Annotated in this window: 16 protein-coding genes; 4 read left to right on the plus strand and 12 right to left on the minus strand. The window is 73.6% G+C overall.

Annotated features, from left to right (window positions below):
• Positions 1–4: 4 nt before the first annotated feature.
• The 12 genes from ACFYVL_RS09185 to ACFYVL_RS09240 form a co-directional block, all read right to left on the minus strand.
• Positions 5–304: a hypothetical protein gene (locus ACFYVL_RS09185; RefSeq protein ID WP_389242360.1), complete on the minus strand. Its 300-nt coding sequence runs from the start codon at positions 302–304 to the stop codon at positions 5–7.
• Positions 193–1,512, minus strand: coding sequence for an MFS transporter (locus ACFYVL_RS09190; protein ID WP_389242362.1), 1,320 nt, complete (start codon positions 1,510–1,512; stop codon positions 193–195). Before ACFYVL_RS09190 ends, ACFYVL_RS09185 begins: the two co-directional genes overlap by 112 nt.
• A gap of 41 nt (positions 1,513–1,553) precedes the next feature.
• Positions 1,554–2,063: a regulator gene (locus tag ACFYVL_RS09195; protein WP_389242364.1), complete on the minus strand. Its 510-nt coding sequence runs from the start codon at positions 2,061–2,063 to the stop codon at positions 1,554–1,556.
• Entirely contained in the window at positions 2,060–2,884 is an 825-nt protein-coding gene (locus ACFYVL_RS09200; protein ID WP_389242366.1) for a winged helix-turn-helix transcriptional regulator, read from the minus strand. The genes ACFYVL_RS09195 and ACFYVL_RS09200 overlap by 4 nt, the downstream gene beginning before the upstream one ends.
• Before the next feature lie 37 nt (positions 2,885–2,921).
• On the minus strand, positions 2,922–3,323 hold the full coding sequence (locus ACFYVL_RS09205; protein ID WP_389242368.1) for a hypothetical protein: 402 nt from the start codon (positions 3,321–3,323) through the stop codon (positions 2,922–2,924).
• Between the two features lie 14 nt (positions 3,324–3,337).
• Positions 3,338–3,766 (minus strand): hypothetical protein, encoded by a 429-nt coding sequence (locus ACFYVL_RS09210; protein ID WP_389242370.1) that lies wholly within the window; start codon positions 3,764–3,766, stop codon positions 3,338–3,340.
• Positions 3,763–4,242 carry a hypothetical protein gene (locus tag ACFYVL_RS09215; protein WP_389242372.1) on the minus strand — a complete coding sequence of 160 codons (480 nt, stop codon included), beginning with the start codon at positions 4,240–4,242 and terminating at the stop codon, positions 3,763–3,765. The genes ACFYVL_RS09210 and ACFYVL_RS09215 overlap by 4 nt, the downstream gene beginning before the upstream one ends.
• Before the next feature lie 309 nt (positions 4,243–4,551).
• Complete coding sequence (locus ACFYVL_RS09220; RefSeq protein WP_389242374.1) at positions 4,552–5,256, minus strand: hypothetical protein; 705 nt, start codon at positions 5,254–5,256, stop codon at positions 4,552–4,554.
• Positions 5,257–5,282: 26 nt separating this feature from the next.
• On the minus strand, positions 5,283–5,975 hold the full coding sequence (locus tag ACFYVL_RS09225; RefSeq protein WP_389242376.1) for a hypothetical protein: 693 nt from the start codon (positions 5,973–5,975) through the stop codon (positions 5,283–5,285).
• Positions 5,976–5,997: 22 nt separating this feature from the next.
• Positions 5,998–6,465: a hypothetical protein gene (locus tag ACFYVL_RS09230; RefSeq protein WP_389242378.1), complete on the minus strand. Its 468-nt coding sequence runs from the start codon at positions 6,463–6,465 to the stop codon at positions 5,998–6,000.
• Positions 6,462–7,013 carry a DUF4913 domain-containing protein gene (locus ACFYVL_RS09235; protein WP_389242579.1) on the minus strand — a complete coding sequence of 184 codons (552 nt, stop codon included), beginning with the start codon at positions 7,011–7,013 and terminating at the stop codon, positions 6,462–6,464. The genes ACFYVL_RS09230 and ACFYVL_RS09235 overlap by 4 nt, the downstream gene beginning before the upstream one ends.
• 235 nt (positions 7,014–7,248) lie before the next feature.
• Positions 7,249–8,004 (minus strand): DNA-methyltransferase, encoded by a 756-nt coding sequence (locus ACFYVL_RS09240; protein WP_389242380.1) that lies wholly within the window; start codon positions 8,002–8,004, stop codon positions 7,249–7,251.
• A gap of 493 nt (positions 8,005–8,497) precedes the next feature.
• On the opposite strand from ACFYVL_RS09240, the gene ACFYVL_RS09245 reads away from it, so the two are divergent.
• From ACFYVL_RS09245 to ACFYVL_RS09260, 4 genes are all read left to right on the plus strand, one after another.
• Positions 8,498–9,616, plus strand: coding sequence for a C40 family peptidase (locus ACFYVL_RS09245; RefSeq protein WP_389242382.1), 1,119 nt, complete (start codon positions 8,498–8,500; stop codon positions 9,614–9,616).
• 111 nt (positions 9,617–9,727) lie between these two features.
• Positions 9,728–10,051, plus strand: a complete 324-nt coding sequence (locus tag ACFYVL_RS09250; protein WP_389242384.1) for a DUF6112 family protein — start codon at positions 9,728–9,730, stop codon at positions 10,049–10,051.
• Entirely contained in the window at positions 10,051–10,740 is a 690-nt protein-coding gene (locus ACFYVL_RS09255) for a hypothetical protein (protein ID WP_389242386.1), read from the plus strand. The genes ACFYVL_RS09250 and ACFYVL_RS09255 overlap by 1 nt, the downstream gene beginning before the upstream one ends.
• 35 nt (positions 10,741–10,775) lie before the next feature.
• Complete coding sequence (locus tag ACFYVL_RS09260) at positions 10,776–12,092, plus strand: ATP-binding protein (protein WP_389242388.1); 1,317 nt, start codon at positions 10,776–10,778, stop codon at positions 12,090–12,092.
• Positions 12,093–12,135 lie beyond the last annotated feature (43 nt).

Below are 12,135 nucleotides of genomic sequence, written 5' to 3' on the forward strand. Positions count from 1 at the left end.
AGGTTCAGGGGGTGCGACGTCGGCGCAGTTCGAAGGCTCCGGCCCAGTGCGGGTGCGCGGCGATCAGCTCCCGGGCGTACAGGGCGGTGTAGTTGTTGTTCAGGCCGAAGCCGGGCGGGAGTTGGCTCCGCAGTTCCTCGAAGAGGTTCTTCAGGCCGATGCGGGTGGCTCCGGAGGCGAGCCGTTGTGCGGTCATGCGCTCCAGCGCCCGGTAGATGCCCGGGTGCTGGGCGTGGAAGCTGTGAAACTGGTCGGCGATGGTGCGACCGCGCGCACGGCTGGACTCGGGGCAGGCAGCGGGCATGGCGGGATCTCCACGGGTGGGGGCGGGCGCAGGGCGGGGTCGCTGCGCAGGCGGGTGAAGGCAACGAGGAGGCCGAGGGCCTGCAGGGCCGCGCAGCCGGTGAGGACGTGCGGGAGCACGCCGGGCGGGGCGAGAGCGGTCAGCACGCCGGCCACGGGGAAGGGCAGCAGCAGGATGAGCACGGTCACCGACAGGGTGGCGCCGAACCGGTCGGGCGGGATCAGCCGGGCGCGCAGGGTCCGCAGGACGATCGTCAGACCGCCCTCGGCGGCCATGAAGGCGGCGACCAGCAGCAGGTAGGAGCGGTAGTCGGGGGCCTGGGCGGTGGCGAGGCAGGCGAGCGAGGCGAGGACCGCGCACAGGGCGCCGACCGGCCACAGGCCCACGCGGTCGAGGGCGAACCGGCAGATCGTCACCGCCAGGAGGGTGGCCGCGGCGGCGGCGCTCCAGAGAAGTCCCACCGCGGTGGTGGACTGCCCGTAGTGGGTGACCACGATGACCGGGCCGGCGGCCTGGAGGACGCCGACGGCAAGGTTGGAGCACATCAGGCCGGTCACGAGCCAGCCGAGCGCGGGCAGGGTGCGCAGGGTGCGCCATCCGGTGCGCAGCGCGGCGCCCGGGTTCTTCGGGGCGCGGGCGGGGGTGAGGGGCGAGGGCGGGGTGCACAGGGCCAGCAGCGCGGCGAGCAGGGAGCACGCGGTGATCACGGCCAGCATCTGCGGCGGGCCGGTGAGCAGCAGCAGCCCGGCGAGCGCCGGTCCGGCCAGGCTTGCGGTCTGGTCGATACCCAGCAGCACGGCCTGGACGCGGTGGGCATGGGAGCCCGCCCGGCGGCCGGCGGCGGCGCCCGCGGTCTCGGCGGCAAGGTAGCTGACCTCGGTGAGCATTCCGGTGGAGGCGGCCAGCACCATCACGGTCACGCTCGCCACCGGGCCCGCCGGGTGCGCCAGGAGCACGAGGGCACCGGCCGCCAGCACCAGGGCGCGTCCGAGGGCGGCCAGGAAGAAGACCACCGAGGCCCCGCGCCGGTCCACGACCGCCCCGGCCCACCCGAAGGCGGCCAGGCGCGGGACCCATTCCAGGGCGAACGCGAGCCCGGTGAGCGCGCCGCTCCTGGTGGTGGCCAGGACCAGCAGCGGGATGCCGTAGGTCGACATGGCGGACGCCACGGCATCCGCCGTGCGCGGCAGATACAGGCTGCGGAGCATCCCGGCGGTGTGCCGGGCGTGCCGGGGAATGCCCACCTCGCTCACGCGGCGGCCTCGGCCTCTGGGTGCAGCACCTGCGGGTTGGCCGACAGCCACTGGAGCAACAGGCCGCGGGGTCCGGTGAGGTCGGCGGCGGCCCGGCTGGAGAGCAGGGGGACGGCGGCGCGGGGGCCCGGGGACGTGGTGTCGGCGGTGGGCTGGGACAGGAGGCGGAAGGTGTGCTGGACACGGCGGGTGAAACCGCAGAGGCGGGCCGGGTAGGCGTGCTGCCGCGCCCAGCGGGCGGTGGCGTCGTAGAGGTCGGCCAGGGCCACGCCGGGAGCTGCCAGTGCGAGTCCGCCACCGGGGCCGGCGTGCACCAGGCCCAGGGTGCGGGCCTGGTCAGCGGCCCGGCGCAGGTGGTGCGAGGGGAGGTCGCAGAGCGTGGTGCTCAGCCGGCGTGGGGGTATCGGCCCGTTGTCGTCGATCTCGGTGATCAGGCGGATCAGGGCCGGAGTGGACAGCAGGGCGAGGGCGTGGCGGAGGTCCTCGGGGGCGGGGGTGCAGGTCATCGGCGCGGGCCTCCTGCCGGGAGGGCGGGCTGCACACGTCGTGCGGCGGGGTGCGAGAACAGGTCGCGGCTGTACCCGGCGGCGGTGCGGTCGGGCGCGGCAGCGGGGATGGGGCGGGGCGGGTTGCTGACCCACTGGCTGGCCGCGGGCTTCTGCGGGCGGCCCCACAGCGGGTGCTGGGCGGCCTGGGCGAGCGGCCGTCCGGCCGCCCAGGCGGACAGGGCGGCAAGGACCGGGGCCAGTCCCTGGCCGGCGGCGGACAGCCGGTAGGGCTGTCCGGTGCCGGGGTTGTCGACGAGGCCGTCGGTGACGAGCTGGCGCAGCGGCGGGTAGATGTTGGTCCATTCGCCGGTGGGCAGGATGGTCTGCGCCAGCGCCCGGCCGCTGGTCTCCTGGCGGGCCTTGAGGACCCACAGGATGGCGGCGGCGTGCCGCCGGGTGAGCAGGGTCAGGCCGTCCTCGATCTGCTCGATCGCGGGCAGCGGGCGCTCGCTCTCCTCCAGATGTGCCTCCGCCCAAGTGCTGATCAGCGGCAGCACCGGCAGCAGCGCCGTTCCCCGGGCGGTGTGTTCGTAGGTGACGTGCCGGCCGCTGTACTCGGTGCGCTCGACCAGCCCGGATTCGCACAGGTGCCGCAGTTTGGGGTGGAGCTGTCCGGGCTGGAGCCAGGGCATTTTTGCCGCGACCTCGCTGTAGCGCAGGGGGCGCCCGGCGAGCGCCAGCAGGATCCGCGCGTTCCAGCGCGGAGTGATCATGGCGAGTGCCTCGGTGACCCGGGCGATGTCAGCGTCGGTGCCGGGGGGCATGCCGGTGAGGGCCATGGGAGGAACTCCTGGAGGTGAAGGGGGGCTGCGGGTGTCAGCGGCTCGGGGCGGGTGGGGCAGCAGCCGTGGCGGAGGGAACAGGCGGGGGCGCCGCGGGCGGGGGTGCGGGGGTGCGGGTGAGGCTCTGCAGGACGGCGGTGGCCGTCACCGCCTGGACGTCACGGACGGCGACGGCCTCGGCGAGGCGGCGTGCGCAGTCCAGGACGTGGGAGACCTCGGGCCCGCCGATTGCCCGTCCGGGCTGGACCAGTTGGGCCAGGCGGTCGCGGTGGAAGTGGGTGCTCTGCTCGGCGGCGGCCAGCGCCGTGTGCATGTTGAGCAGGGCATGGAGCATGCCGGGCGGCTGCTCCTGCGCGTGGGCCGTGAGGCCGGGCAGCGGGGCGCCGTACAGGTCCTCGATCCGTCCGGCTATCTCGGTGGACGTGAGGTGGGGCAAGCGAAGGGCTTTCGTCAGCGGGGCTGCGGTGCCCCGGCGCGCCGGAGTGGTGCGGCGGGTTGGGGAGGGGCAGCCGCTGGGGTGGTGCTCAGCGGGCGCGAGGACGGCGCGGGCGGCGGCATGGTGCGCAGCAGGTCGTCCAGCGCGTTGCGGTAGCCGTCCCGGGTGGCCAGTGCCGCCTCCAGCCACTGCGCGTCGAACCGCAGGCTCTCCGCGGACAGGTCGCCCATGTCGCGGTCGGGCGCCATGGCCGCGCGTACCCGGTCGCGGACCTGGGCCACCTGTTCCTCGGCCAGCGCGAGGAAGGACCGCAGTTCCAGTGCCCGCACCATCGCCGGGGAGGCGTCCGGTCCTCCGGCCAGGCCCTGCAGCTCGGCGACCGTGCGGCCGTAGAGGTTGACCAGCGGTTCGTCCATGGAACTGGGCCTGGTCGAGGCGCTCATCGCGGCGCCCTGCGGGCCGCCGGTGCCACGGCCGAGACGGCAGGGCGGGCGGCCGGGCTGGTGGGGAGTGCCGGGCCCTGGTGGGTGCGGGCGCGCAGGCGGGTCAGCCGTTGGGCGGCCACTCCCGTCTGCCCGTGCGCGTCCGGGTCGAGAAGCCAGCGCACGACCATGGCCCGCCCGTCGCGCACGGAGACGGCCGCGTCGACGCGGAAGGCCAGGCCCAGGGTCGGGTCGTCGACCTCGCTGGGCTGTGTGTCGAGCGCGGCCAGCAGGTCGTTCTCGGCACGGTCGAGAACCGCCTGGGCGTCGACGAGCAGTCCGTGCCAGGAGACGACTTCGGTGGCGGCGGGGCGCGCTGCCGGGTCCGCCGCGACGGCGTCCCGCAGGCGGTCGAGGGGCATGCCGAAATGCGCTTCGATCCGCTCGGTGATCACGCCCACGACAAAGTCCGTGCCGTCACGAGGATCGTCGTGCAAGGGGGTCTTCCTCTCGGGGAAAGGGCAGCCGGCCGGATGCCGGATCGGCTCCTGGGGCGGCTGCGTGAGGACAGGGGTGCTGGCGGTCAGCACGGGCGCCGTCGGACACCGGCAACTGCGCCGTGCCGCAGGGTGGATGGGGCGATGGGGGTGGTACGCATGCGGAAGCAACCTCCGGGAGGCACCGACAGGGATGGCAGGAGCGGACAAGACTCAGGTCTCGTCGGCGGTACAAGAGTCCGCAGATTCGCCGGTTTGGCTAACCGGCGGTTGCCGGTTATGTTGCGCCCCGCCCGCCGGGGCGCCCGGTCAGCGGGCGCGGCCGGACCGCGGTGGCAGGGGGGCTGCCGGAAGGGCTGACGGGCGGGCGGGTGATGCGGCCGGGCGGACGGGCGGCAGCGGGCCGGCCGTCCCGCCGAGCCGGTCGTCGCACCACTGCAGGGCGTCGTGGACGGTGGCGAAGCCGCCCTCGCGCAGAGTCACGACCTCCGCCTGGGAGTCGATCTCCTCGACCAGCACGCGGTAGGGCACCGCAGCTTTCTCGTCCATGGAGCGCAGCGCCACCACGACGACGTAGTTGTCGGGGTCGTCCCTGGTGTAGGAGTACCCGCAGGCGAAGTGGTCGCCGTCGTTCACCAGCCGCTTGTTCAGCGCGCGCGTCGTGTCGTCGGCCGGCTCCGGGCCGAGGTCGGGGTTGAGGGCGATGGCCTCCGGCGGGCAGCCGCGGGCAACGAGCCAGGACTGCGCCATCGGTGCCAGCGGCAGCTCTTTGCTCTCGTAGCGGAACGTCCCGGCCTTGGCGTCGCGTTGCAGGTGCAGGGCAACGATCTGCGGGGCGCCGGGGATGCCCCAGGTGGCCGAGCGGTCGTGCAGGACATGGAAGCTGTCGCCGCTGGGGCTGTGGTGCTCGGCCAGCAACGTCAGATCACCCAGGAGCAGGCCGATCGTCCGGCTGAAGTGGCCGGTGTGGTCCTTGAGGCCGTCGAGGCGGAGGTCGGGTTCGGGATAGGTCAATGGGGTCCTCGGGGCGGGGAGTGCGGTCAGCGGCGGGGATGCACAGAGACGGGCCACAGGCCGGGGCGGGAGGCCGGCGGGACCGCGGCCCGGCTGGGCGGGGGGCGGCGGACCAGGGCGGCGCGGCCCTGTTCGGTCAGTGCGACCGGCTGCCCTGCCTCCACGGGGTGGGTGGTGTCCCGGGAGACGAGCCCGGCGGATTCGAGCGCCTGCAGGCGCTCGTAGGGGACCCGGGTGCCGGAGGCGGTGGGGACGGACATCCGCCCGGTGAGCAGGTGGGCGTGGACCTTGGCACCGCCTGCGAGCGAGAGCAGTGCGGCCCGGTCGGCGGCCGGCAGCGGCGCCTGCTCGTCCGCCGTCTCCCGCTGTGCCGTCTCGATCGGCTGCAGTGCCGCCAGAACCCGCTGGGCCGCCCCGTCGCGGACCGTCGCGGCGTCCTCCAGCTGGTCCACGGTGCGGTCGATGCGCTCGAACAGTGGTGTGTCGATGGGGAACTCGCCGCTGGACAGCCGGTGCAGCAGGGTGCGGTAGAAGCGGACGCTGGTCTCGGCCTGTACGAGCTGCCGGTGCCGGTCGACCAGAAGGGTGTGCGGTGCATCGAGTACACCGCAGTCCCGCTGGGTCCACAGGGAGTCGATGTCGTGGCCGGTGACCGCCTCGATGCGATGGTCGAGCGAGGAGACCGTGGGGCGGGCGGACGGCGGTTCGTCAGAGGTCATAGGGGTGCCTGCTCCAAAATGCTCAGCGTGCGTACCGGGGTGTGGGCTGGGGGCGCGCCAGCCCTGCCGGGGCGGCGGGCGGCAGACCGGGGGCGGGCGCGGCGGTGATCTGCGGGGAGCGGGAGCGCGCCGCGTGGGTACGGGCGCTCAACGGACGCCGGGGCAGGCCGAGTCGGTGCCCGACCGTGTCGTAAACGTCGTTGCCCGCGCGCGGGCGCACCGCGACCACGTGCACCTCCTTGTACTGCGCGGAGGCGGGCGGTGCGGGACGCACGGCGTAGACGATGCGCCAGGCCCGGCGGGCATCGACAACGACCTTGCGGTAGCCGTTCAGGTCCCCGGTGAGCTTGCGGCCGAACAGGTCGGCGTTCACCACGTCCTGGAGCTGGGCGAGCGCCAGGTCGCGGATGTCCCCCGGGGCCTGCAGGAGATCGGTCAGAGCGCGCGGGTCGAAGCTCAGGCTGAAGGCCGGTTGCCGGTCGGTGCTCATGCCACCCGCTCGTCCGGCTCACCGGCGCCCGTCGGCTCGGCCGCCGGGGTCCGCTCGGAGCGGGCCGAGGCGGGCGGGGAGGAAAGCATCCGGTGGGCAGGGCGCTCCGGCGAGGTCATGCACGCCGACAGCGGGCCGCCGGGGGCGCGGATCGCCGCGATGGTGTGGGTGAGGAAGTCCCGGTGCCACACGAGCATCCCGCTCAGTCCGGCCTCGGCGTCCTTGTGCTGCTGGTAGGACAGCCACAGGGCGTGCAGCCAGGCGACCACGTCGTCGTGTTCCTCCCACTGCAGGCACCAGGGCGCCGCGGTGGTGACCTCGGCCCCGTAGACCGGCAGCAGGAAGGAGTCGACCCAGTCGGCGAGGGCGTCGATCTCGTCCTCGCGCTCCTCCCCGGCCAGTTCCAGGATCGGGCGCGGCTCCGGGGCCGCCGCGGGCGGCGGTCCGCCGAGGCCGGGCATGCCGAACGCCGCGAACGGCGAGGCGACCGGGTCCGGCGCGGCGGCGAGGTGATCGAGTTGCTGGGCCTGCTGCGCCGACTGCTCCATCAGGCGGCGGACGCTGGCTTCGATCCCCTCCAGTTGGGCATCGGGAATGCGGATCGGCTCCAACTCCCCCTCGGGCGGGGGGCCTGCGGATTCAGACATGGAAGAGAGGGCCTCCTGGAAGCCGGAAACGGGGAAAGGGGGGTGCGGGGCCGGGAACGCCGGGGCCCGCCGGTGCTCGGCACACGCGGGCCCCGGGGTGCGGTGAATGCCCGCTGCGGCGCTCTGTGATGGGCGTTCAGGCCGTGAGTCCCACGTCGTCCTGGGTGAGGGCCTCGCGGGTGGCCTCGGTGAGCCGGTCGGCGGCAATGGCGGCGTACTGCTCGGTCATCTCCACGCCGATGAAGTCCCTGCCCTCCAGCAGGGCGGCGACCCCGGTGGAGCCCGACCCGGCGCAGAAGTCGAGGACGGTGCCGCCCTCGGGGCAGATCTTGACCAGCTCTCGCATCACCGTGACGGGCTTTTGCGTGATGTGCTGGCGCTTGGCCCCGGAGGGCTGCGACGCACTGTAGAGGCCGGGCAGGTAGACCGGGTTGCGGTCGGCGGAGACGGGGCCCTTGCTGCCCCAGATGATGAATTCGCAGTTCTGCGTGAACCGGTTCTTCTGGGGCCGCGCCTGCGGTTTGTGCCAGGCCAGCACGCCGCGCCACAGCCAGCCGGCGGCCTGCAGCGCGTCCGTCGTGGTGGGCATCTGGCGCCAGTCCGTGAAGAGCAGGGCGGTGCCCCCGGTCTTGGTCGCACGGTGCGCCTCGGTCATGATCTGCGTCAGCCAGAATCCGTACGACCGCTGGTCCATGTTCTCGCCGGTGAAGTCCGGCAGGACCTTCTTGGTGTCGGCGGAGGTGTATTTCTGGCGGGCGGTCCGGGAAGTGCGCTCCTTCGCCGTACGGCCGCCGGAGTTGTAGGGCGGGTCGGTGATGACGGAGTCGACGCACCGGTCCGGGAGCGTCGACAGGACGCTGAGGGCGTCGCCCTGGTGGAGGGAAAACGGCAAAGAGGTACCCCGATTCGGGTGGAAGGCGCGAAGGAACTGCCCTCTCGCACGCCTGTCCCCGCCGGCCGGAACGCGAGGGCATGCAGAAGCCCGGGGCCGTGCGAGGAGGGGAGAGGGGAGTCCAAAAACTGTAGGGGCGAATGCGCCGACGGCCAAGAAGTCTCCGCCCAGGGGGCGGATTCCGACCCGTGCCCCGCACCCCTTTTGGTCAACGGCCGTTCCGGCCCTACTGTTTTTGAACCGCCTGGTGCACCGCGCCGCGGACAGCCCCCTCTTCTCGCTCCGCGCCTGGCGCTGCACGGTTGCGGCATGCCCGGCACCTGCCGGTGAGCGGCACCCCGTCCGCGCCCGGCCCGCCCGGCACCCCCTCTTGCCGCCGCGCCCCTGCCCTTCAGCGGGCACACGCCAGGCCCCCTCCCCCGTCGAAGGACGTGCTCATGACGCTGTATCCGTTCCTGCCCGAGACCGCCGGGAGTCGTGCGGTCCGCCCCGGTTGAAGGCGCTCGCCGCCGGCCTCGGGGTCGTCGTACTCGCCCCGTTCCTGATCGCCGGATCCGGCATGATGCTGGCCTCCACCGCCGACGCCGTGCAGAGCGGCGCGCGCGCCGCCACCGGCTGTCTGCCCGGTGTGGACGCCAGCGACATCACCAAGATCCTCGACGGGGCCACCGACAAGACCATCCGGATCAAGGGCCTCGACCTGCCCACCGAGCAGCTCCCCCACGCGCAGACCATCATCGCGACCGGCCTCAGCCTGCGCGTGCCCGCCAAGGGGCAGATCATCGCGCTCGCCACCGCCCTGCAGGAATCACGCCTGCGCAACCTGGCCTCCGGTGACCGCGATTCACTCGGGCTGTTCCAGCAGCGGCCCTCGCAGGGCTGGGGCACCGCCCAGCAGATCCGCGACCCGGTCTACGCCGCGGAGAAGTTCTACACGGCGCTTTTGAAGGTCGGCGGTTGGCAGCAGATGACCGTCGCCCAGGCGGCCCAGGCGGTCCAGAAATCTGCCTTCCCCGACGCCTACGCAAAGTGGGAAAGCCTGGCCGCCGAACTGCAGAAGGCCATCGCCGCGACCTTCCCCACCACCGGCGCCCCGGGCACTGCGGCACCGGACAAGACCCTCAGGCCCAGCCCCGCGACCGGTTGCGCGCGGGCACCGGACGGCTCCGGCTTCGGCCGCATCCCCGAAGGAGCCGTCCCCAAGGGCTACGCGATCCCCCAGGACGCCGCGCCCCGGGCCCGCACCGCCCTGACCTGGGCCATGGGACAGCTCGGCACCCCCTACCAGTGGGGCGGCAGCTGCACCAACGCGCACGGCCCCGACCCGATGGGCCGCTGCGACTGCAGCAGCCTGATGCAGCAGGCGTACGCCCGCGCCGACATCACGCTCACCCGCACCACCTACACCCAGGTGGCCGAGGGCACCCCGGTCGCCCCCGCGGCAATGAAGCCCGGCGACCTGATCTTCTCCCGCGGCACGGCCGCCCGCCCCGAGCACGTCGGCATGTACATGGGCGCCGGCCTCGTCATCGAGGCGCCGCGCACCTCCAAGCCCGTGCGGATCACTCCGGTCAAGGACTGGACGATCCTCGCCGTCCGCCGCGTCCTCTGACGCCTCGCCCGGAGCACGCTCCGGGCCCGCCCGCCCCGCACACGGCGTCCCCCTCCCCTTCGCCGCGCCTCTTCCCGTCGGCACTCGCCCGCAAGGAGCCCCGCCACACCCATGCCCGTCCCCCACCTCCCCCTGGCCGACCGCGCCGTCCAGCTCGCCTTCGACCCGGGCGTATCCCCGCAGGGCGGCGGCCTGCCCGGCTTCGCCGTCCTGAAAAACGTGGTCAACAGCATCAACATGTTCGGGATCATCGCCGTCGTCGGCGCGCTCGCCGTCTCCCTGGGCGTATGGGCCTGGGGCCACCACACCGGCGGCCACCAGGCAGAGAGCAACGGCAAGAAGGGCGCGGTCGTCGCCGCAGGGGCCGCCCTCGGGCTCGGCGCCGCCAACGGCATCGTCGCCTTCTTCTCGAACCTCGGCGCCCAGGTCCAGTGATGCAGAAACGATTCCGCGCTCTGGCGGCGCCCGCCCGTACTGCAGGCTCCCCACCTGCCCGACGCCTCGTGCTCGCCGCCGCGTGCCTGACCGGCCTGCTCGCCGTCGCGGTGCTCGTCGCCTGGCTGAGCGGGCGCGGCCCGCAGGACCCGCAGCACACCGCGCCCACCCCCTCCCCCACCGCGACCACCGGGCCCCCTGCGCCCGCCCCCGCGGCCACCGCCTCCCCGTCCCTGCCCCGGCCGCCCCAGCTCGCCGAACCGGTCGCCTACGCCCGCGCCGCCGCCCAGATGCTCTGGTCCTACGACACCCGCACCACCGGCCGCGACCAGCACCTCGCCGGGATGCGCGCCTGGATGAGCCGCGAGACGAAATACGCCGACTGGTCCTCGGTGGCCGGGCAGGTCCCCGACCCGCTGCTCTGGTCACGGATGGCCGACCAGGACCAGCACGCCACCGGCTCGCCCGCAGCGGGGTACTTCCCCGCCGCGTTCAAGGCGGCCCTCGCGGAGAACCCCGCGGCCATCACCGAGGCGTACATCTACGTCGTCACCGTCACCGGAAAGCAGCAGATCGCCTGGAAGCAGGGCGGCGGCGGGGCCGAAGAGCGCTCGGTGACCCTCGCCGTGCAGTGCCGCCCCGCCCATGACTGCACGCTGGCCGCCGTCGCGCCCCGCGTCACGCAGTGAGCCTCCCCTCTGACTGAAAGGAGGAGCAACTCCCCTTGGGTTTCTGTGATCTCCCCCTCGCGGACAAGCTGTGCGCCGCGGGCGACGCGATCTCCTTCGCTTCCGACCCCGGCCAGGCCATCGGCAACTGGATGGCCAAGAGCGCCGGCGAACTCGCCGCAGCCGCAGCCGACCTGGCGGCCGAGGCGGTCAACACCACCACCAAGGTCGATCTGGGTGCCGCATGGTTCCGCGACAACTACGCCATGCTGCTGCCGCTGGGCCTGGTGCTGCTGGTCGCCACGTTCTGCGCCCAACTCGTCAGGGCGGCCGTCAAACGGGATGGACAGGCCCTGGCCCAGGCGCTCACCGGCACCATCACCGGCGCCCTGTTCGCGTTTGCGGCCATCGCCCTGACCACGGTCGCCGTCCAGGTCGTCGACGCGCTGAGCAACGGCCTGTTCAAAACCGCGAACCTGAACATCGAAGCCGCAGTGCGCCGCATCGTGAAGGTCCAGGCAATCGCCTCGCTGACCCCGCTGGGCTGGCTGGTTCCGGTGGTCGCCGGACTCGGCGCCGCCGTCGGAGCGTTCCTCTACTGGTGCGTCATGATGGTCCGCAAGGTCGGCATCCTCGTCATGGTCACGCTGGCCGTGTTCGCCGGAGCCGGCGGCGGCTGGGAGGCCGCCCGCCGCTGGCGCAGGGGGTGGATCGAAGCCACCGCCACCCTGGTCGTCTCCAAACTCCTCATGACCATCATCTTCGTGCTGGGGATCGCGGCTATGGGCAAGACCGACGCCAAGGACGGCGTCGGCGCCCTGGCCGACGTGATGGCCGGCATCGTGATCATGATCCTGGTGCTGCTCTGCCCCTACGCCACCTTCAAGTTCGTCCACTGGGCCGCAGAGGGCACGGACGGCGAGTCCATTCACCGCGCCGGCGGTGCCGGCGCGCAGATCGCCCGCCAGCACGCCGAGAAGGCCGGACGCAAGGCCGCCGCCATGGCCACCACCGGCGGCGCCGGCGCAGCCGGAGCGGGCGCAGCCCCGCAGGGCCCCAGCGCTTCCCCCGGCGGCGGGTTCCCCGGCGATATCGCCTCCCACCCCACCGGCTCCGGCCAGGACCAACCGGACGGCCACGGCCTCGCCGACCTCCTGAAGAAGGCGGCCCCGCCCGCAGCGGGACGCACCGGGGACGACACCGCGCAGAACAGCCAAGGCCAGGCAGCCGGAAGCCCTCCGGGCACCACGGCCCCCGGGCAGGGCGGTGGATGGCAGTCCGCCCCGCCGGCCCCCGCCCAGCCGCCGCAGGGTGCCCCGCCCACGGGCCAGGAGACCGTCGCACCCGACCGGCCGTCACCGGCCGGCCCCTGACCTTCCGCCCGTTCCCTCCGGGGGCGGGACGTGCCCCGCACCT

The organism is Streptomyces sp. NPDC004111 (assembly GCF_042874215.1).
In the GTDB taxonomy this organism is placed as follows: Bacteria; Actinomycetota; Actinomycetes; order Streptomycetales; family Streptomycetaceae; genus Streptomyces.

Coding starts and splice junctions, on each gene's coding strand:
- ACFYVL_RS09255 (WP_389242386.1), top strand. CDS start 10,051: ATGCAGAAACGATTCCGCGCTCTGGCGGCGCCCGCCCGTACTGCAGGC.
- ACFYVL_RS09185 (WP_389242360.1), bottom strand. CDS start 304: ATGCCCGCTGCCTGCCCCGAGTCCAGCCGTGCGCGCGGTCGCACCATC.
- ACFYVL_RS09200 (WP_389242366.1), bottom strand. CDS start 2,884: ATGGCCCTCACCGGCATGCCCCCCGGCACCGACGCTGACATCGCCCGG.
- ACFYVL_RS09250 (WP_389242384.1), top strand. CDS start 9,728: ATGCCCGTCCCCCACCTCCCCCTGGCCGACCGCGCCGTCCAGCTCGCC.
- ACFYVL_RS09230 (WP_389242378.1), bottom strand. CDS start 6,465: ATGAGCACCGACCGGCAACCGGCCTTCAGCCTGAGCTTCGACCCGCGC.
- ACFYVL_RS09190 (WP_389242362.1), bottom strand. CDS start 1,512: ATGCTCCGCAGCCTGTATCTGCCGCGCACGGCGGATGCCGTGGCGTCC.
- ACFYVL_RS09210 (WP_389242370.1), bottom strand. CDS start 3,766: ATGAGCGCCTCGACCAGGCCCAGTTCCATGGACGAACCGCTGGTCAAC.
- ACFYVL_RS09235 (WP_389242579.1), bottom strand. CDS start 7,013: ATGGAGCAGTCGGCGCAGCAGGCCCAGCAACTCGATCACCTCGCCGCC.
- ACFYVL_RS09225 (WP_389242376.1), bottom strand. CDS start 5,975: ATGACCTCTGACGAACCGCCGTCCGCCCGCCCCACGGTCTCCTCGCTC.
- ACFYVL_RS09195 (WP_389242364.1), bottom strand. CDS start 2,063: ATGACCTGCACCCCCGCCCCCGAGGACCTCCGCCACGCCCTCGCCCTG.